Annotated in this window: 17 protein-coding genes; 1 reads left to right on the top strand and 16 read right to left on the bottom strand. The window is 41.3% G+C overall.

Annotated elements, in window-relative coordinates; genetic code table 11:
• Positions 1–81: 81 nt before the first annotated feature.
• From AWM76_RS03940 to AWM76_RS03900, 9 genes are all read right to left on the bottom strand, one after another.
• Complete coding sequence (locus tag AWM76_RS03940) at positions 82–1,278, bottom strand: pyridoxal phosphate-dependent aminotransferase (protein ID WP_003143408.1); 1,197 nt, start codon at positions 1,276–1,278, stop codon at positions 82–84.
• Between the two features lie 13 nt (positions 1,279–1,291).
• Entirely contained in the window at positions 1,292–1,765 is a 474-nt protein-coding gene (locus AWM76_RS03935) for a cell wall elongation regulator TseB-like domain-containing protein (protein WP_003143410.1), read from the bottom strand.
• 39 nt (positions 1,766–1,804) lie between these two features.
• Positions 1,805–4,669: an exonuclease domain-containing protein gene (locus AWM76_RS03930; protein WP_106427331.1), complete on the bottom strand. Its 2,865-nt coding sequence runs from the start codon at positions 4,667–4,669 to the stop codon at positions 1,805–1,807.
• Between the two features lie 19 nt (positions 4,670–4,688).
• The gene (locus AWM76_RS03925; protein ID WP_003143412.1) at positions 4,689–5,969 is read right to left on the bottom strand and encodes a CCA tRNA nucleotidyltransferase; all 1,281 of its coding nucleotides are present in this window, start codon (positions 5,967–5,969) and stop codon (positions 4,689–4,691) included.
• Positions 5,962–6,750 (bottom strand): 4-hydroxy-tetrahydrodipicolinate reductase, encoded by a 789-nt coding sequence (dapB, locus tag AWM76_RS03920; RefSeq protein ID WP_003143413.1) that lies wholly within the window; start codon positions 6,748–6,750, stop codon positions 5,962–5,964. The genes AWM76_RS03925 and dapB overlap by 8 nt, the downstream gene beginning before the upstream one ends.
• A gap of 71 nt (positions 6,751–6,821) precedes the next feature.
• A complete protein-coding gene (locus tag AWM76_RS03915; protein ID WP_106427332.1) occupies positions 6,822–8,117 on the bottom strand; it encodes a tetratricopeptide repeat protein in 1,296 nt (431 codons plus the stop codon).
• A gap of 167 nt (positions 8,118–8,284) precedes the next feature.
• On the bottom strand, positions 8,285–8,527 hold the full coding sequence (locus AWM76_RS03910; RefSeq protein ID WP_003143415.1) for a hypothetical protein: 243 nt from the start codon (positions 8,525–8,527) through the stop codon (positions 8,285–8,287).
• A gap of 133 nt (positions 8,528–8,660) precedes the next feature.
• On the bottom strand, positions 8,661–9,650 hold the full coding sequence (locus AWM76_RS03905; RefSeq protein ID WP_003143416.1) for a LacI family DNA-binding transcriptional regulator: 990 nt from the start codon (positions 9,648–9,650) through the stop codon (positions 8,661–8,663).
• Positions 9,651–9,669: 19 nt separating this feature from the next.
• The gene (locus tag AWM76_RS03900; RefSeq protein ID WP_003143418.1) at positions 9,670–11,133 is read right to left on the bottom strand and encodes a sucrose-6-phosphate hydrolase; all 1,464 of its coding nucleotides are present in this window, start codon (positions 11,131–11,133) and stop codon (positions 9,670–9,672) included.
• Between the two features lie 253 nt (positions 11,134–11,386).
• Here AWM76_RS03900 and AWM76_RS03895 point away from each other — a divergent pair, with 253 nt between their 5' ends.
• Positions 11,387–13,384: a sucrose-specific PTS transporter subunit IIBC gene (locus tag AWM76_RS03895; RefSeq protein WP_003143419.1), complete on the top strand. Its 1,998-nt coding sequence runs from the start codon at positions 11,387–11,389 to the stop codon at positions 13,382–13,384.
• 247 nt (positions 13,385–13,631) lie between these two features.
• Here AWM76_RS03895 and AWM76_RS03890 read toward each other — a convergent pair whose 3' ends face one another.
• From AWM76_RS03890 to AWM76_RS03860, 7 genes are all read right to left on the bottom strand, one after another.
• The gene (locus tag AWM76_RS03890; RefSeq protein ID WP_016897591.1) at positions 13,632–13,907 is read right to left on the bottom strand and encodes an HU family DNA-binding protein; all 276 of its coding nucleotides are present in this window, start codon (positions 13,905–13,907) and stop codon (positions 13,632–13,634) included.
• 162 nt (positions 13,908–14,069) lie between these two features.
• Complete coding sequence (gene der, locus AWM76_RS03885; RefSeq protein WP_003143423.1) at positions 14,070–15,380, bottom strand: ribosome biogenesis GTPase Der; 1,311 nt, start codon at positions 15,378–15,380, stop codon at positions 14,070–14,072.
• 96 nt (positions 15,381–15,476) lie between these two features.
• Positions 15,477–16,763, bottom strand: a complete 1,287-nt coding sequence (rpsA, locus tag AWM76_RS03880; RefSeq protein WP_003143424.1) for a 30S ribosomal protein S1 — start codon at positions 16,761–16,763, stop codon at positions 15,477–15,479.
• 176 nt (positions 16,764–16,939) lie between these two features.
• Entirely contained in the window at positions 16,940–17,620 is a 681-nt protein-coding gene (gene cmk / locus AWM76_RS03875; RefSeq protein ID WP_039935951.1) for a (d)CMP kinase, read from the bottom strand.
• 24 nt (positions 17,621–17,644) lie between these two features.
• Positions 17,645–18,445, bottom strand: a complete 801-nt coding sequence (locus AWM76_RS03870) for a LysM peptidoglycan-binding domain-containing protein (protein ID WP_003143428.1) — start codon at positions 18,443–18,445, stop codon at positions 17,645–17,647.
• Between the two features lie 96 nt (positions 18,446–18,541).
• Entirely contained in the window at positions 18,542–20,020 is a 1,479-nt protein-coding gene (locus AWM76_RS03865; RefSeq protein ID WP_106427333.1) for a RecQ family ATP-dependent DNA helicase, read from the bottom strand.
• Positions 20,004–21,071, bottom strand: a complete 1,068-nt coding sequence (locus AWM76_RS03860) for a helix-turn-helix domain-containing protein (protein ID WP_235585517.1) — start codon at positions 21,069–21,071, stop codon at positions 20,004–20,006. The genes AWM76_RS03865 and AWM76_RS03860 overlap by 17 nt, the downstream gene beginning before the upstream one ends.
• Positions 21,072–21,154 lie beyond the last annotated feature (83 nt).

Raw genomic sequence — 21,154 nt, 5'->3', positions numbered from 1 at the left:
CTATTATAATACAAAAAAGTTAGGTCTATAAAGTAACCTAACTTTTTTAATGCACATTTTATCAGATAAAAATTGCGTCTATTATTTAGCCATTTTCCCTTGAACAAATTCACGGATACGTTTCATTGCTTCTGCAAATGTTTCTTCGTTGGTTGCGTATGAAAAACGAATATGGTCTGCCTTTCCAAAGGCCACACCAGGCACACCAACAACATGTGCTTCATCGATGAAGGCATTGGCTAAGTCAGTTACTGATTCATAGCCACATAATCTAGCAGTTTCAGTTGCATCTGGGAATAGGTAAAATGCCCCTTGCGGTTTGAAATCTAACCTAAAGCCCGGAATCGTTAATACTTCTTCGTAGGCCGCATTTAGGCGGTTTTCAAATTCTTTACGCATGGCTTCAACGGCCTCTTCACGAGGACCAGTTAAGGCAGCTAAGGCTGCAAATTGACTGATACCTGCCGGGTTTGAGTTGATTTGACTAGCCAATTTAGCAAAAGCGCCAACATATTTATTGTCCGCTAAGGCATAGCCTAAACGCCAACCTGTCATCGCATAGGCTTTTGAGAAACCATTAATCACGATTGTATTTTCTTTAACTTCCGGTGAAATAGCTGCAATCGATTGTGCTTGATGACCGTTGTAGACTAAACGGTAGTAAATTTCATCGGCAACCACTAGGATGTTGTGGTCTAAACAGTATTGGGCTACTGCGCGTGCGTCTTCTTCACTCATAATCGCCCCTGTTGGGTTTGACGGTGTATTTAAGACTAGTAATTTTGTTTTGTCAGTCACATGTTGGTCTAACAATTCTGGGGTGATTCTAAAGTTATCACTTGATAATGTTTCAAAAATCACGGGTACCCCGTCTGCCATCTTCACTTGGTCCACGTAGCTCACCCAGTAAGGTGCTGGAATTAAGACTTCGTCCCCCTCGTTTAATAGGGATTGGAAAGTGTAATAAAGGACCATCTTCGCCCCATCGGCAATAAAGACTTGATCTAACGTGTAGTTGACCTTGTCATATTCAGCATGATAGTCAATGATGGCTTGCTTTAAAGGTGTAATCCCTGTTGAATCGGTGTAATGGTGACCGCGCCCTGCAGACATATCCTCTTTTACTTGTTCTAGGATATAGTCTGGGGTATTAAAATCTGGTTCCCCTACTGCTAGTGAGATGACGTCAATTCCTTGTGCTTGTAGTGCACGAGCCTTAGCTGCAGCAGCTGATGTTTGTGACCCCTGCATTTTTTTAATTCTATTTGCTAATTCCATAGCCTCATTCCTCCTATAAGTCGTTGATGGTTTCGTACCATTCACCAGTTGTTGCATTGATGTAATGGTAGCCGAGACGGCCGTCTGCATCTGTGAATGAAACTTCCCACACGAATGTATCGTTTTCGATACCGAGGTTGGCTGTTCTTACATTGACATCAGGCATTTCGTATCTTGTCAGTGAAAAGGCATTATCTTCGTTAACCATCTCATCTACAAAGCCCATTTTCTGGTAATCAGTATCGGGTTGGTAGGCAAAATAAACTTGGCGCCCTTCACTGTTTTCGCCCATAACGGTATAATACGTTTCATCTTTGTTAAATACATAAAAATCAGTGATATTGGTTAAGCCAGCATCCTTTGCGACTTTCGTCGTTTCTGCTTCTGCACTAGCCACCATTTGTTGCGAATTCGCGTAAATATAGGTGGACCCTACCAAATAAATCACCATTACGGCGATCAAAATGGAAAATAATTTGCGTTTCATAATCTCTTGCCCCTTTTGTAGGTCTATTCTAACATATTTTTAATCTATCCGCTTCAATTCCTGAAGTTTTACCGTCTGCATGTTTAGAGCATCCGGCATCACATCAGCAATTTGGTCAGCATATGCTGCCTTTTCTAACCGTTTATCGAGTGAGATAAAGATAGCATCTTGGCTACCCGACGCGGCCATCCGGCCAAAGATTTGCGTTAAATTCATTAACATATCCGGTAAGGCCACATCATCAAAATAGTTATCGCCCAGTGATTTTAGATAATCTTGCTTGGCCAATTCATCTGGCGTACCTGGCGCTGAGAATGGTAGTCTGGTTAGGACAAAGGCGTCCGTTTTGGCATTGAGATGGACCCCTTCTTGGAAACTAGCCACTGCGAATAAAATGGCTCGTGAACTGTCTTCATACTGACGGGCTAACCGGTCTAGATTGCGTTGATTGTTTTGAACAATCAGGTTGCCATAGTCAGACCGAGCCATCCGCTGCTTCATTTCAAATTGCGTTGCCCGCATCAAAGACCTAGACTGGAAGAAGACTTGGATTTTCCGCATAGTTTTGCGATTGGTCCATAAGGTTTCCACCAAATCAGCAATCACCATAGCAGCCTGGTCTTCATTGTATTTGTCGATAGAGAGGAAATCTTCCAGGTAATAGCCACGAATTTGATGGTTCCGGCCTTGGACAAATTGCTGGGTGTACGAATCTTCCATGAAAGAATACCAGGCAAAGTCCTCGATACCAAATAATGACTGGATCATATTTTTAGACCGGACGATCTCAAGTGACGCCGATACCAATAACATTTTGCTTGGAATCGCTTGGAAAATAGCCGCTAAATGAGACTGACTGGTGTACAATTTGCGGTCAATGGTCACTTGGACATTGTGTTTGCCGAAGTTGACTTGTAAGTCCGCATAATAATTTTCACTTGATTTAGTTGTTTCTAGCCAGATTTGAATTGCGTAATCGTACTGGTTTAACTGGCCAAGTATTTGCTGGTAGGCCCGCTTGGTCAAAATTTCCATTTGGTAAAGCTGTCTCGCAATGACCTTCAAAGGTGATACCATCTTAGACATGGCTGTAACTGCCTTTTGCGCCGATTCACGCCAATTGGCTACTAGATAATAGTCATAGGCAATATAATAGGACTTTTGCGCCGTATGCCGTTGGTAGTAAGACTTGGTTTGGAATTTATCCGAAATTTGATCGATGAACCGGTCTAAATTGTCCCAGGCTTCCTGCAAATTTTTCTCTACATGGTAGAGTTTGTCGACTGCCTGGATTTTCACATTGTTGGAGACTACCTTGTCCATCAACCGGTGCACCATTCGTTCCATCGCCGTCAAAGTTTCCTCCACCTCTTTCGATTGGAGGGTCTTAATCTGTTGTTGGTGGACGGTGACTGGTAATTGATGGCATTCGTCAATAATGACCTTAGCTTTTTCTGTCAAAATAGCTTGGTCAATTAAATCTTGGTAATGGTAGACAAAGTAAGCGTGGTTTAAAATCACGATGTCTGCAGACTTGGCTTCCGTCACATGTCGCTCATAGAAAGCATATTCTGCCCACTTTTGAATTTCATCATTTCGGCTGCCTTTTGATTGGCGGTTGACATTTTGCCAGTAGACCTCATTGTTCAAGCCAGGATTCAGTTCATGCAAGTCACCTGTTTCGGTTTCATGCAACCAGACAAAAAGGGCCACTGAAATTAAGACATCTCGTTTTAAGGCCGCTTCTGGATGTTGCTTTAACTGTTGAGTGTATTTCTGCAATTTCGTCAATTGGATAAAGTGGTTTTGCCCTTTTAAAATAACTGTTTTCAAGGGTTTTCCTAATAAATTGGCCGCTAATTGGACGGTTTTATCCAAGAACTGGTGCTGTAAGATCACTGTTGAGGTTGAAATGACCACTTGAGTTTGCCAGTTATTTACCCCAGACTTAGCCCCGTTTTGTTGACTAGCCGTATCATCAGCTGATAAGGCCGATACCACGTAGGCCAAGGATTTTCCTACTCCTGCATTGGCCGTTAGAAAGGCGTATTTAGGTCTTTTATTCGTGTCTGTAGAAGTGGTCGCTTGCTCATGAAAAAATGGTGCTACATCTTTGACCATGGTCTTTTGAAGGGGCGCTAAGCTTACCCCGTGATTGGCTTCAATCACCTTTAAATCATCAGCTTGTAAATAGCTAGCTTCTTTTGTCCCAAAGCCAGCAGGAAAAATATGAAAATTGGCTGATTTTGGATTCAAGACAAATGGCGCGATGTATTCGCAAGGACGTTTGGCCCCCTTGTGGTCTTTAAACCATAAGGCCATGTAGTCGCCGGTTTGCCCGATAAAATAATGTAAGAATGGCTGAAGTTGGGCGAATAACTCGACTGGCATGGTGGCTACTTTTTCCTGACACATAATCAAAATATGGGCGGTTGCCACTGCATCATCAATGGCCGTATGGGCATTTTCAAGTTGGATGCCGTGGGCTAGACAGAATTCACCAAGTTTATAGGAATCTGCCGTTGGGAAAAGGGTCCGCACCATTTCCACAGTATCTACCCGGTCATGGGTCATAGCTGGGTAACCGTGAGCTTGGAAGCTCTTGTCTAAAAATTTGTAATCAAAGCCAATATTATGGGCAACAATGACCGTGTTGGAAAGCTTTTGCCAAAGGATTTCTGCAACTGCTTCAAACTTTGGCGCCCGCTTGACTTGTTCATTGGTAATCCCGGTCAACTTAGTAATTTCACGTGGAATTTCTTGGTTAGGAAAGATATCCGTAGCAAATTGATCCACAACCTGCCCGTTCTGAACAAAGGCTACCCCAATTTGAATAATGCGGTCACCGTTATCATATGTAGATCCTGTTGTTTCTAAGTCCAGAACCGCATAAGTGGTTGTCACTTCTAACACCTTCCTACAATTAAATTTCGTTTATTTGATCATGATGGGTATCTAGATAAGCCAATAAGGCCGCTCGGTCATTCACCACATCTTGGGCCACAACAGCTTGCTCTAAAAACTGTAGCATTTGCCCGATAGCCCGTTTATTTCTTGGATTGATTTCTTGAACAATATCTTGACCATTGATAGCTAAATCACGTAATGAGTGAATCGGTAGTTGGTCAAATAAGTCCTGAACAGTTTGGACTTTTGACTGGTTGAAAATAGCTTTAAAACTTTTTTGACCAGCTGCTTGCTGTGCTTCGATAAAACCTTCCACTAAGACAAGTTGATCTGGGTCACGGCCGTATAAATCAGCTAGGGTCCATTCAGCTGCTTGGGCCCGGTAAATCAAGATATCTAAGTAAGCAAGGATATCCTTTTGGGCTTTGTTAGACATTTTCCAAGCCTTGGTGAATTCGCGGACTTGCTGTTGAATGGCCGCCAAATCTTCCTTACCATTTCGTTCAAAGGCCCGCCAGAAGAATAAGGCCCAGGCAAAGTTTTCATTTGGGATTTGGACTTGGTCACTCGTATAATCTAGTAAATCTGTGAAAACAGCTTTGTAATCCGCTAAATAGGGTACATACTGAATTAAATCTGTTTCAAGAAAATAGTCTAATCCTTTGTGCCAATTGACACCAATCCACAGTTTATTCATTTCAACCGCAATTCGTTCAACTGCAATATGAACTAAAATCCCAGCGTTTTCAGCGATTGCTACTAGGGTTTCTGGCGCAATTTGAAAGTCAAGTTGACTAGCAAAGCGAACGCCTCGCATCATGCGGAGACCATCTTCATTAAACCGGTCATGTGGATTACCCACAGCCCGGATAACTTTATCAGCTAAATCCTTTTGCCCATGGAAATAATCCACTATCTTGTGGTCAGGATTCATGGCCAAGGCATTAATGGTAAAGTCACGGCGTAATAGGTCTTCTTCTAAGTTTTGAACAAAGGTTACCTTGTCCGGGCGACGGTAATCTTGATAGGTCGATTCGGTTCTAAAGGTAGTGATTTCATAGGTTTCACCTTCAAACCAGACCATAATCGTCCCATGATCTAAGCCCACATCAAAATGACGCGGGAACAAGGCTTGAACTTCAGCTGGATAGGCAGAGGTGGCAATATCTACATCATGGATGGGCAAGTCTAATAGCAAGTCCCGCACAGCCCCACCCACAAAGTAAGCCTCGTAGCCAGCCTCATTGAGGGTATGAATAATAGGTGCTGCTTTGGTAAATTCTTGGCTATTAGTCATCTAATAAGTGCTCCAAACCATAGATTAAACCGTCTAATTCGCCCACTTTTTCAACTGCCAACGCTACGCCGGGCATGTATGAGTTACGGTCGAATGAATCTTGACGGATAGTTAAGGCTTCCCCAACACCGCCGAATTGTACGATTTGGTGTGAGTTGTAGCCTGGCAAACGTAATGAATGGATGCGGATGCCGTGGAAATCAGCGCCACGTGCGCCTAGCATTGATTCTGTTTCATCTGGATGTCCAGAAACATGCTCGCCGCGTGCTTCATAAATTAATTTAGCTGTTTTTTCGGCCGTACCACTTGGGGCATCCAATTTTTGATTATGATGAATTTCAGTAATTTCAACGTCTGGTAAATATTTAGCCGCCTTAGCTGAGAAGACTTGCATCAATACTGACCCAATGGCGAAATTCGGTGCAATTAAACCACCCAATTTTTTTGCTTCAGATAAAGCCGTTAATTCTTCAATTTCTGCATCGGTAAAACCAGTTGTACCAACTACTGGGTGGATATCATGTTCAATATAGTATTTGGTATTTTGATAAGCTGCAGCTGGAATCGTAAAGTCGATGGCTACATCAATATCAACTTGGCTAATCGCATCTTGAATGCTTTCAAAAATTGGCGCCTTATCTGACCATTCAGCTACTCGGTCTGCTTGCTTGTTTAAATCATTATTGGCTAAAGCCACCAATTCAAATCCTTCATGGTTAATGACCATGTTGGCGGCTGTGGAACCCATTCTACCTAAAAATCCTGTTACTAATACGCGCATATTCCCGCCTCCTCAAATTCTCATTCACTATGGTTCATGTAATCTCACTCGTATGTATCCTCGTATTTTGTTTAAAAACCTTCGTTTTCAGCCAACCAATCTTGTAAACTTTCATAAACATCTTGGAAGTCTGGTCTTTGGGCTAAGTCACTTTGTTCTTTAAAGATTGCTTCAATTCGGTGCCAGTCCCCTGCTTCTCGTAAAAAGTCGAAATAGTCATGTAAGAAGGACATATCTTCTTTCAACTGTGGGTAAGCATCGGTGTAGGCTTGGTTAGCAAAGTCAAATTCTTCTAACTCTTGGAAGACTTTAGCCTTCATCCAAACATAACGGTCAAACTCGATCCCTTTTTCATCCATATCTTGAATCAAGGCTCGGGCTGTTCCGTAGTCCTCGTCATCAATCAATAATTGCAGTAGCAATACTAAAGCCTGGCCGTAGTCAGGATCGATATCTAAAGCCAATTCCAAAGCCTCTCGAGCCGTTTCCCGGTTTCCAATTTGTTGAGCAAATTCAGCCTTTTGGAAATACAAACGAGCTTCATATGGGTTCACCAAAATAGCCTTGTCGATCATCTCCAAAGCCCCATCATGGTCATGAAAGGCATTCTTCACTTGAGCAAAAACCGCTAGTAACCCGTCCGATAATTTATCGTCTTCATACAAGGCCTCTAAAATGGTATTGGCTTTTTCAAAGTTTTCTGTTTCCACATAATAGAAGGCTAATTGTTCTTGTTGCTCATCTGTCCGATCATTTTCAGGTGTCGCTTCAATTAATTCAATGGCTTCTTCAAAGTCCCCCGTTGCCGCCTTAGCATAAGCAAAATGGGCTTCAATAGTTTCAAATAAAGATTCTGGCGTCTCCTCAGACTGCAATAACCGCTCATATAACGGCAAGGCTTGTTGGAATTCACCCTGTTGGAACCGTAATTCCGCAATCCCATATAAAATCACCGGTTGGTTTGGCGCTAATTCCCGCGCTTCACTCAATTTGACCAAGGCCACTTCCGGCAAATTATACATTTGATAAGCATCCGCCTGTAATAACAAAGCATCCACATACAAGGGACTCTCTGGCGTAATTTTCAATAACTCATCAATCGATTCTTCCACTTGACCATTATCTAGGGCTAACTCACCCTTCAATAAGATCCATGAATCTTCCTCAGGAAATCTGTCTTCTCCCACTGTATAAATCTCATTGGCATAATCCACAAAGCCTAATTGCGCCAGGCTGTATCCCGTTTGCGCCATAACTTGGGCATCTTCTTTTTCAAGCTGTCCTAAGATTTTTTCAAAAACCACATTGGCCTTTTCAATCTCATTTTGCTGTATATACGTAATAAATTCATTCACTAATTGGTCCAAAAGATCCAACCCCCTATACCTAGCCTATTTTAGCACAATTCACCAGGTAAAATCTTCCACCAGGGCTATAATTCCTTCCCTTTTGAAAAAGAATTACCAGACCCCACGCTAATAAGCGACCACAAAAAAAGAAGCCTCATTGGTCAGACTTCTTCTTAAAGGCAATTCTATTCGTTATGGGCCGTGCCCACCATGGTCACAGCGTATAAAAAGGTTTGATCCCTTCCGTCAACAAGGCCTGGCCCGATTGCAATGTTCAAACTAACGTCTGAATGCAAAGAATAGTATTTCCAAGGGCGATTAACTTGAAGATATGGGTCCACTTGAACAGGAGAAATCCCCGCCTTGGCATTAACCTTCATCAAAAGGCTGCCAGGATCATTTGCAGAAAACTGTTTTTCATAATCCAATAAACGTCACTTGGCTTCCGCAAGTAATACAGGTGCTTGGTCATGGTCGACGGCAAGGCTAATGGTAGTTTCCCATGGCTCTAAATACAATTTCTGGCAATTTTTTCACCTTCTATGTGTCATAAGCTAGAAACTAGACAGTCTGCCCGGGAATTAATTTAATAGGCAGGATATACCGATTATCCGCATCTTTCTTGACCTCAAGCGAGTGGTCAATTTGTTGCAAGAGGACATCTACTAATAAGTCCGCCAAATCTTTAATGGGCTGGGCAATGGTTGTTAATTGCGGGACATAGGACTGGATAAAGTCTGTACCGTCATAGCCCACCAACTTTAAATCATCCGGAATTGTCACACCCAATTCACTGGCGGTATTCATGACCAACATGGCCGTCAAATCATCCGAGCAAAAAATGGCATCCGGTGTTTCTTCTAGTAATAAAGCTTTGATTATCAATTGCTTTCTAATTTGAGAAAAGTCCTTTGGAATCTTCGTGATTTGACCGTCTAATCCATGGGCCTTGGTCACATCCATAAAAGCCTGGTAACGCAAATATGTCGGCGAATTGGGATCATTGGCCCCAGTAATCATCCAAGGCTTGGTCGGTTGCCCCTTAAGTAAGGTTTCTGTCGCCAACTTCCCGCCCAGATAGTTATCAGAGGACACAATAGGAATATTTTCCCCGATATACCGGTCGAAAGAAATTACAGGCGCAGTCACCCGCTCGTAATCCGCATAATTCAAATTATGGGCCCCCGCAATAATCCCTTCCACTTGGTTGGATTGGAGCATATTCAAGTACTCAGCTTCCTTGTCAGCATCTCGCTCGCTATTACAAATGATGGTCTTATACCCCTTGGCAAAAAGGATTTGCTCCAGGTGGTTGACCAATTCTGCGTAAAAAATGGTGTCGATATTAGGAAAAATCAAGCCCACCAACTTGGTCGACTTGCCTTGTAAACTCCGCGCCAGTGAATTTGGATAATAATTCAATTCTTTCATGGCTGCATGGACTTTATCAATAGTTTGTTGGGATAAATAACCCTTTTGATTAATGACGCGGCTCACTGTTGTTGCTGAAACACCAGCTAAAGCTGCTACATCTTGTAACTTTGCCCGCAAGGTTCTTCCCCCTTATTCATTATTTTTGCATAGGGTATACCAGGTTGTTGTCAGTTCCATCTGCAAAAATATGTGTGTGTTGGTTAGATGGCGTAAAAATTCTTGAAGACATGACATAAGCGCCATCGTTCACGAAAATCTCTAATACAGATGTATCCGCAAAGACATTCACTGTCACTTTTTCTTGGCCAGCTAGGTCAAGCGTTCGACTTGTGCCAAAGTCTTCAGCAAAAATTGTCCCCATCTCACTTCTATCAAGTTTTATTTTACCATCAATTGTATCAATGGATAAGGTGACAAAGTGTTTTTTGTCTGCGTCTGCATATAATTGAATGGTCGCTTGTTTATTCGCTGCTACTTCAAAGGCATATTCGTAGTTGTTTTGGTCCATTTCAATATGGTCAAAAAGGACTTGTGGCGCTTGTCTTAAGGCCAAGGTCTCTTCAACTGGGTATTGGTATAAATGACCATCTTGAATGCGAAATTCTTTGACTAAGCTTAAGGCACCTTGGTAACCATATTGGTCCGTTGGATAGTCAATTTCCGGTAGACCTAACCAGGAAACGCCTAGCACTCGCCCGTCAGGTGCATTAATCAATTGACTGGCATACACATCAAAACCGTAGTCTAAATTGTGTAATTGACCAGGGTTTTCCAACTTCCCTTCTGCAGTAAAAGCGTCCGCAACTAGGTAAGCATTAGGATAGATATTTTGATAGGTTAACTGGTCTTGGTCGATTCCTTGGGGACAGAAAGTGACAAAGACTTTTCCGTCCACTTGGTTGATATTTGGACATTCAAACATGTAAGCAGAATCAGCTTGAGGTATTGCTAATTCACTGTGGTAAGTCCACTGATTCAGATTGGACGGGGCTGCTTGGTATAAATACAAGGTCCCCCGCTCGTCAGCTTTTCTTTGACCGCCTATCACTAACCATGATTTACCGTGTGCTGTAAAGTACATGGGGTCACGGAAGTGGTCAGTCGCCTGGTCAATTTCATCAATGATCAGTTCTTTTTGACCCAGTGCGCCTGTTTCAGGGTCCAAGGTAACCGTATTTTGTTTTGGATGACGAACCCAATTTTCATCGCGCACATTTCCTGTATAAAATAACCGTAACTTGTCACCATCAGCGGTTGCTGAACCTGAATAAGCACCGTGAGTATCTAAGGCGCTGTCAGGAAGCAGTCCCAACCCCTTTTCCTCCCAGTGGATTAAGTCTTTAGAGGTTACTCGGTACCAAGATTTTAGGCCGTGAACTGGGCCAAAGGGATAGTATTGGTAGAAAAGTTGCCATTCTCCGTTTATATACGAAAAGCCGTTTGGGTCGTTGATCAGTCCGGTTTTGGGTTCCAGGTGGAAGTGGTTGCGCCATGGTGATTGGTCCGCTAATTCATTGAGTGCTGTGACATAGTCCTCTGGCCAGTCGGCATAGTTTTGGTATCGATCTGCTTTGTTAAAGCTGTGAAATTTAAAAGACATGTGTATCCTCCTAATAAATGATGAATTACTTGCATCCTCATTTTTGTGTTTATGATGCTATCATTTTAAGTGTATCTTGGAAAAATAGCAAGCGTTTCCATATTAAATGTCCCTATTTTTCAATGAATTAATATGTAAATGAAATATTTTCTGTCAAACGTTTGACATATTGCCATACGCCTGTTAAAATTTTAAGCAAGTAAATGAAAACGCTTAAATTCAAAAGCACATATGAAGAAAAGAGGTAAATATCATGAATCATAAAGAAGTTGCCAAACGTATCCACCAAGCGTTGGGGGAAGACAATGTTGTGACTGCAGCCCACTGTGCGACACGGTTGCGTTTAGTGGTGAAAGATGAAGCAAAGATTGACCAATCAGCATTAGATAATGACCCAGACTTGAAAGGAACCTTCCAAGCGAACGGTCAATATCAAATTATTGTAGGACCTGGTGATGTGAATAAGGTATATGAGGAATATACAAAAATCGCCGATATTAAGCCTGCATCCAAAGAGGAAGTAAAAGAAACGGCTAAAAATCAGGGTAAACAAAACCCAGTAATGGCAGTCATTAAGGTATTATCAGATATTTTCGTTCCATTAATTCCAGCCCTAACTGCCGGTGGTTTGATTATGGCAGTCAACAACGTCCTATCAAGTGAAAACTTATTTGGACCTGAAGCCCTAGTTGCTATGTACCCAGCCTGGGCAGATTTTGCTGACATGATCAACATGTTCGCTTCTGCTGCCTTTGCCTTCCTACCTGTTTTAATTGCCTTCTCGGCTACTAAACGATTTGGTGGTAACCCTTATCTAGGTGCCACCATGGGGTTAATCATGGTTATGCCACAACTAGTCAATGGTTACGACGTGGCCAATGTGATTGCAGCCGGTGAAATGCCGGTATGGAATATTTTTGGCTTAGAGATTGCCCAAGCTGGTTACCAAGGACAAGTTTTACCTGTTATTGGGGTTGCTTGGATTCTAGCTAAATTGGAAAACTTCTTCCATAAATATCTAAAAGATGCCATCGACTTTACCTTCACACCGATGTTAACCATCATCTTAACAGGGATGATTACCTTTACAGTAGTAGGACCAGTCCTACGTACCCTATCTGATTTATTACTGAACGGTATTGTAGAAGCTATTTCTTACTTAGGGGCATTTGGTTATGGTGTATTCGGTCTATTCTACTCAGCAATTGTACTAACAGGCTTACACCAATCATTCCCAGCGATTGAAACAGCCCTAATTGCAGATATTGCGACTACAGGTGGTAACTTCATTTTCCCAATCGCATCAGTAGCCAATGTTGCTCAAGGTGCAGCGACCTTGGCCGTATACTTCATCACCAAAAATGAAAAAACTAAAGGTTTAGCGACATCATCATCTCTATCTGCCATGCTAGGGATTACTGAACCAGCCATGTTCGGGGTCAACTTGAAATTGAAATACCCATTCTTCATCGGGTTAATCGCTTCAGGTATCGCCTCAGTCATTTTAGGTATTTTTAACGTTCGTAGTCAGTCATTAGGACCTGCAGGTGTGATTGGTTTCGTTGCCATCATCCCTCGCTATATACCAACATTTATGCTTGCCATCGCCGTATCTATCGTTGTTGCATTCGTAGCCACATACACTTACGGTAAATCTATTGCGAAAAAAGAGGCAAAAGCTACCCAAGCTGAGAAAGAGAAAGAAGCAAAAGTAGTTGCTGCTCATGAAACTGAAGAAACAGCCCCTGCCTCAGAAACAAACACTGTAGCAGGTGAAAGTACTGACCTAGCAAGCGATGATAAGACGATTGTTGCACCACTTGCTGGTAAGGTCACAGCCCTAGAAAATGTTAACGATCCCGTATTCTCTCAAGGTATGATGGGACCAGGATTAGCCATCGTTCCTGACGCAAGTGGTAATGTATATGCACCCATTTCAGGTAGTTTAACGATTGCTTCTAAAACGGGCCACGCTTATGGTTTAGCCAGTGAATCAGGTTTAGAAGTCTTAATCCATATTGGTATCGACACTGTGAATTTAAACGGTCACGGCTTTACAAGTGAAGTCAAACAAGGTGATCAAGTAAACAAAGGTGACCTTTTAGGAAGCTTTGACTTAGCAGTTATTACAGAAGCTGGTTATGATCCAGATGTTATGGTTATTATCACAAACGCCGATCAATATGACAATGTTGAAGTAGTCGCTGACGGCTCAGTCGATGAAAAAACGGCAATTATCGAAGTAAAATAGTTTAGACAATAACACATTAAAAAAGGAGGTTGGACAATAGTCTAGCCTCCTTTTTCGTGCACATCTTGAGATTTCCAAGCTAATTATAGATAGCGTCATAGTTACCTATTCTGACCAGTCATTATAGCATCTACTAACACCATCCATCATAGAAGCCCATATTTTTGCTACTTTTCTGCTACTTTTAATCTTAAAAACAAAAATAACCGCCGATATACCTTGATATATCAACGATTATAGATTGTTTCTATTTAACTGCATCTTTCAATGCTTTACCAGGTTTGAAAGCTGGTACTTTGCTTGCAGGGATTTCGATTTCATCGCCAGTTTGAGGGTTGCGACCTTTACGCGCAGCGCGGTCACGAACTTCAAAGCTACCAAACCCGATTAATTGAACTTTTTCTCCGTCAGCTAAAAATGCTTCGATTTGTTCGAAAACTGCATCTACAACTGGTGCTACACTTTTTTTAGAATCACCTACTGCATTTGCAACGTTTTGTACTAATTCTGCTTTATTTGCCATTCTAATTTCACCTCCTCCGAAATTCTTTCGGATATATTTATTCAAAGATAAATATATGGGATAATCGAAATGTCTCTCAGATAATCCTTTTATAGAATACCATACAAACCGCTATATAACAACGTTTTTGGTTAAAAATATGCTTGTTTTAAACCTTTTTTGTTATTTTCTGTTTCTTGTGATGATTTGAATAGGTGTACCTAAAAAATCAAAAGATTTTCTGATTTGATTTGAAAGAAAGCGCTCATATGAGAAGTGCATTAGCTCTTCATCATTGACAAATGCCACAAAAGTTGGCGGTGCAGATTTGACCTGTGTTAGGTAGTAAATACGTAATTTTCGACCCTTGTCAGATGGTGCTGGGTTAATACGGATCGCATCAACCAATACCTCATTCAATAATGATGATTGAACACGACGATTGAAGTTACCGTGAACGTGGGCAATCATTTCTGGTAGTTGCACTAAACGTTGTTTGGTTTCTGCAGATACGAAAATGATCGGTGCATAGTCGATAAACTGGAAGTCACGACGAATGTCATCAGTGAATTTCTTCATAGTATGGTTGTCTTTTTCAAGAGTATCCCATTTGTTTACCACAATAATAATCCCGCGTCCTGCTTCATGGGCATAACCAGCGATCGTTTTATCTTGATCACGGATACCTTCTTCAGCATTTAAAACAACTAGACACACTTGAGCTCTTTCAATTGCACGCATGGCACGCATCACTGAATATTTCTCAGTTGCTTCGTATACTTTACCACGTTTACGGATACCAGCTGTATCAATGATTTTATAAACTTGTCCGTCATCCTCGAAAGATGTATCGATTGCGTCACGAGTTGTCCCCGCTACATTCGATACGATTACACGGTTCTCACCTAGAATTGCATTGACCAAAGAAGATTTACCTACGTTTGGACGGCCAATTAAGGCGAATGAAATAGTATCATCGTCATCATCATTTTCAATATCGTCTGGTGCCAAGTGGAATACTTCTTCTAGTATGTCCCCGATACCTAAACCGTGAGATCCAGAAATTGGGTATGGATCGCCTAAACCTAATGAATAGAAATCATAAATTTCTGCTCTTTGTTCAGGGTTATCCACCTTATTTACAGCCAGTACGACAGGTTTATCTGTCTTGCGTAACATGCTGGCGATTTGAGAGTCTGTCTTTGTCACACCTTCACGGACATTAGTCATCATGATGATAACATCTGCTTCTTCCATGGCAATTTCAGCTTGCAAGCGAATTTGTGTCATGAAATCTTGGTCGTTAAATTCGATACCACCAGTATCGATTACATTTAGTTGTTTTCCTAACCATTCACCCTGTGCATAAATTCTATCACGGGTAACGCCAGGTTCATCTTGGACAATTGAAATTCGGTCTCCAACAACGCGGTTAAAAATGGTAGATTTTCCTACGTTTGGACGGCCGACAATGGCAATTGTTAAATTAGACATCGTTTTGCCTCCTTTCAATAGCAAACATTGAAATAAAAAAGGTAGGTGAGTTTCCCCAACCTACCATCAAACCAGACTTATGGTTTATTAATAAAATTATTCGTTATCATCACCGAAATCGAAGTTTTTCAATTGGTCACCTAATAAGTCACCGAAAGTGAAACCTGATTCATCGTCAGATGATGCATTAGCAGCATTGTTACGACGGTTGTTGTTTTGTTTGCGAGGTTTGTTTTGACGTTTTTCTTCGCGAGGAGCAGCAGATTGTGCAGATGCATCAGCTTCTGGTGCTTCTTCTAAAGCTTTGATTGATAATGATAAACGTTCGTTTTCAGCATCAACGTCTAAAACTTTAACTTGGATAGCTTGACCTTCTGTTAATTTCTCGCCTGGTGTAGCAACGTGGTCGTGAGAAATTTGAGAAATATGTACTAAACCTTCAACACCTGGGAATACTTCAACGAATGCACCAAAGTCAACTAAACGACGTACAGTACCTTCTAATTCAGCACCTTTAGGCGCTTTTTCTTCAATGTTTTCCCATGGTCCTGGTTGTAAAGCTTTAATAGATAGTGAAATACGTCCACGTTCTTCATCAACTGAAAGAACTAATACTTCAACTTCTTGGCCTTCGCTTAATACATCTGAAGGATGGTTAACGTGTGCTTGAGCGATTTGAGAGATGTGTACTAAACCATCGATACCACCTAAATCAATAAATGCACCGAAGTTAGCCAAGCGAGCTACTGTACCTGTTACTTTATCGCCTTCTTGGAATGAGTTTAATTTTTCTGCACGTTCAGCGATGCGTTTTTCAGCAGCGATTTCTTTGTGAGATAAAATTAAACGATTTTCGCTAGGGTCAATTTCAACAATTTTAACTTCTAATTCTTGGCCTTTGTATGGAGAGAAATCGTCAACGAAAAAGTCTTCAACCATTGAAGCTGGGATGAAACCACGTACACCCGCATCAACAACTAATCCACCTTTAACTACGCTCTTAACTGGAACAGTGATAATTTCACCATTTTCAGCTTTAACTTCTAATTCAGCCCATACTTTTTTCGCTTCGATACGGCGGCGAGAAAGTAAGAATGAACCATTTTCTTTTTCTTTGATTTGTTTAATAACAACTAACTCTAAAGTGTCGCCAACTTTAGCAACTTCTTCGATTGAGTCAATTGGTTGAGCAGATAATTCTTTGAAAGGAATAACCCCTTCAACACCTGCGCCTTCGATACCAACAATTACTTGGTTATCGTCGATTGATAATACTTCACCTGTTACTGTATCACCAATTTTTACTTCTACTGATTCTGCAAGAATCTCTTCCATTGATGGAATTTCTTCATTATTTTGATTTTGTTCAAATTCGTTTGACATACTCTAAATCCTCTCCTAAATGTACTACCTCATTCGCACTAAGCCAATGATCAATTATTATTATATCATTTATTTAAACTATATTCAACATTTATTCCTCAAAGATAATAAAAAGAGGTAGAATTCGCTTGAATTTTACCTCTTTTTGTGATTGATAGTATTTTTTGCAATATAAATTATGCAATTACACGGTTGATTTCAGCTAATATAGAATCTTCTACTTCTTCAAGTGTTAAATCAGATGAATCTAACATGACCGCATCGTCTGCAGGTACTAATGGACTATCTTCTCGGGTCGAATCATACAAGTCTCGACGCTTAATATCTTTAATCAAGTCTTCAAGATTCATTTCTGAATAACCTTTGGCTTGATTTTCTAAAAAGCGACGACGCCCACGTTCTTCAGCAGATGCTGTTAGGAAGATTTTCACTTCAGCATCCGGCAATACCACTGTCCCAATATCACGGCCGTCCATTACAACGCCTTGCCCATTTTGCGTGTAGGCTCTTTGTTTTTCAACTAGGACCTGGCGTACTTCAGAAACTGCTGAGTAAGCAGAAACTGCTTTTGAGATACGGTCTGTACGAATGGCCTCTGATTGGTCCTGTCCGTTAACTAAGACGCGCTGGCCATTCTCCCCTGGCTCAAAGGTAATTTCACTCGCTTCAGCTAAGGCCTTTAATGCGTCAGCATCTTCAGCTGGAATGTGTCCATCTAAGGCTAGTAATGTAATTGCCCTGTACATGGCACCTGTATCTAAATAAACATAGGCTAATTTTTTAGCAATTTTCTTGGCAATTGTACTCTTGCCAGACGATGCTGGTCCATCGATTGCGACTTGAATCGCTTTAGACAATCTGTCCACCACTCTTTCATTCTATTAATTTACACGTAAAACGGTTCCTGGTCCTATGCTAGAACTTTGTGTTAAACCATTTAATTCAAGTAATTCATCTAGGGTCATACCGTTGTTCACTGCAATCCGATATAGGTTATCCCCTGCCTGAACAGTATAAGTGCCTGTTGATTCAGACGCACTTTCAGAAGAAGCTGATTCTTCTTCGGCTGCGGCTGCTTGTGATTCAGCAATTGAAGCTGATTCAGCGGCACTTTGCGCTGCAGCTTCTGACGCTGCTACTGCTGCATTTGACTCAGCTACGCTGGCTGCAATACTTGAAGATTCTTGTTCAGAAGCTAGGCGAGCTGATTCTGATTCTGAAGCAGCAACTGCGCTTTCTGAGGCAGCAATTGATTCAGAGACAGATTCGGAGACAGATTCGGAAGCTGATATAGATGCTGACTCACTGGCTTTTGAAATTGATTCAACATTTTGCGTTTTAGAAATCATGACCTGCTCAGTTGATTCCGGTTCAGGCACTTTGTCTTCATTATTCATATAGGCAATCAAAAGGAACGGTACAACAATCATTACAAATAGCAAGAAGGCAATTACCTTAGATGTTGTCGATATCGTATCTTGATTATTCTTCTTATTGCGGGCCGTTCTTGTATACTTTTGATTTTTTAAATTCTCAAATTCGCCAAACCCTTGATTCTGAAAGTCATCACTTGTAGGGGGGGTTTGGTCAGAAGATGCTGAACTGTTTTGTTTTGAAACCTGTTCAGTTTCTACTTCTGTATTTTCATGATTTTTTTTCGTCAACTTGTCCCAGAAATTCATCCATATACCCCTTTCTTAACACTAAGAATTGTACCATGAACCCCTTTTTATGTCAGTATTTCTTTAGGCAATTTAACAAAACTTTATGGACCCTTTTCAAGATAATAAGTGCTGCAAACGTTGGGTCCACATTCCCTTGTAATCATCATGTTGGTCTTTTTCGACTGTCACTCGATTCGGTCGGGCCATTAAGTCTTGCCATATCGGTTGACTGTCATAGTCAGGTTGGCAATTACTGCAACATAATTCTGGTCTATCCACTACCTGTTCATCGGCTTGTTCTAATAAGAAAGTCCGGTAACACTGGTCAGTAGCCATTAAATCTAACATTTGGTAGATCTGCCGTAGCCGTTCCTGACGAAGTTTTTGGGCATGTACTTTTGCTGTTTGGTGATCCGTAAAATGATGGCGGTAAAAGTACAACATGGCACTTATGCTATCTGCGTATTGGTCAACTTCACTTTGGGTTAAGGCCTGTTTAAACAGCCGTTCCAATAAATCATCCAACAAGTCTGCCTCGTCTTCTAATAACCGGCGCATTTGCTGCAGTCTAGCTGCCTCGCGATGATCGTATAAGACAATTGACACTGATTGTTCCTGATCTCGTCCTGCCCGCCCGACTTCTTGAATAAAGTCTGCCATATTCTTAGGGAGATGATAATGCAAGACAAAGCGTATATGACCATGGTTAATTCCCATACCAAAGGCTGACGTTGCAAAAACAACATCCAATTCATTTTGTAGAAACTGACTTTGGATGATATGCCTATCCTCTAGACTTCTATCCCCATGGTAAGAAGCAACCCGCAAATCTGTATGATCTTTCATCCATTGGCTGAGTTCTTCGAGTTCACTTTTATGGTGGACATAAACAATTCCTGGCTTAGGCAACCGGTCTAACCAATCCTGCAATTTATTTACCCTCACTTCACCGGCGTCAATTTCATCGAATAGGTAGAAAATATTTGGTCGGTCAACTGATTCTTTTACCAGTTGAATAGGTTCTCCCTCTTCAAATAAGTAAGCCTTGATATCTGCTAGTGTGGATTGGTTGGCAGTAGCAGATAAGGCTAATGTTTTTGGTTGTTTTAAGAGCTGACGAACCTTTTTCAATTCAGTATATTGCGGTCTGAAGTCGTAACCCCATTGAGAAATACAATGGGCTTCATCAACAACTAATAATTGAATGTCCATCCGTTGTAAGGACCTGATTACTTGATCTTTCAGGAGCATTTCTGGTGATAGAAATAGGAATTGATAGTCAGATAGGTGACTTAAAATATAAGCTTGTTCCCCGCGGTCATAGGTAGAATTTAAGGCAATGCCCCGTCCTAATCCCATCCGTTGTAATTGACTGACTTGGTCTTGCATCAGGGAAATCAAAGGGGAAATGATCAACGTTACACCAGATTCATTATATTGGTTGATTTGGTATATTAAAGATTTACCTCCACCAGTTGGTAAAATGGCCACCACGTTTTCCTGTCGGTCTAAAGCCTCTAAACTCGCCAATTGCCCGGGTTTGAATGTCTGGTAACCTGTCACTTCTTCCAGGCGTTTATGCCAATCTGTCATCATGGGCTCCTTTCTGGTAGACGATATGCCAATACCGATATAACCAATAATCTTTCTCGCCGAATCTCGCTTTAAAGGACTCGTAATTCTCATCTGGCTCTTGGCTTACAAGGGGGGAAATGTCTTTCAAATTAAGTTCTTCAACCACAATTGGTTGAATTATCCAGGGAAAACTCAAGGTAATTTCTATGATGTGTTCTGTTATGGTAGATAATTTTAACCGTCTTTTATCAGCAATTTTTTGAAGTGACCAACCTTGGTTGATTAAATTTAAAGTATCTTGCGTGGTTTGATTCCAAATTGGGAATTGGTTAAAAACCCCTTGGGCAAAAACTTGCAGCCATTGAGTTTCTGCCCCTAAAGTATGACCACTTACCCAATTTTGATAGATTTGATCCATCAAGGCCTGTTGGGTAATGACAACTGCCCGCTTCGAAATCTGATGGTTTTCTGCTACTTGTTCAAGGGTTTGTGCCGGTAATTTGGCGCCTTCAAACTGTTCTAGGAAAATGAGAGCTGCCTGGTCTGGGAAGGCAGATAGTTCCTTAGCGAGTTGCTGGTGAAGGCTTTTGGTTATAGCCTGTAAGCCAACTTGGGGCGCGTCTGCACTTTTGGCCATTGAAATAAAATCTTTGATCAGCTGTTGAACTTCCAAATCCTGGACGATTGGGCTATAATGTGGGTTTTCGGCCTGAATATTGGATAGAACTTGCAGCAATAATTTGAAGGCTAAGTGGTGCTTGTGGTGGTGACTTGGGATAATCAGACCGTTTCGTTTTTGAAGGATCTCATCAACTAACAAATGCATATAATTGTTTTGATCGTTTTGGCGTAAGACAGCGTCCACCGAGATATATTTAGCTACATTTTGGGTATAGGACATCCATGCGTCTTTTTTAAGTTTTGGATAAAGACCGAAATAGGCAGTTAAATTGTTTGAAAATGCAAAAAAAAGTGTTGTGGCTGTTCGCTTGCCAATCAACACTTGATATACGGAATTCGGGGGTAGGGCTTGGGCTTTAAAAGCAATCGCCATTAATAAAGTATCCAATCCTATCCCTCCAACGTTCCTACTATTTTTTACCGACATGATTCTCTGGGTCTATCATACCAGAAAATTGACCATGCTTCACT

Origin of the sequence: Aerococcus viridans (genome assembly GCF_001543285.1) — a bacterium.
GTDB classification, from domain to species: domain Bacteria; phylum Bacillota; class Bacilli; order Lactobacillales; family Aerococcaceae; genus Aerococcus; species Aerococcus viridans.
Note: the sequence above shows the minus strand (reverse complement) of the source record. Positions and strands in the feature narration are given on the sequence as shown.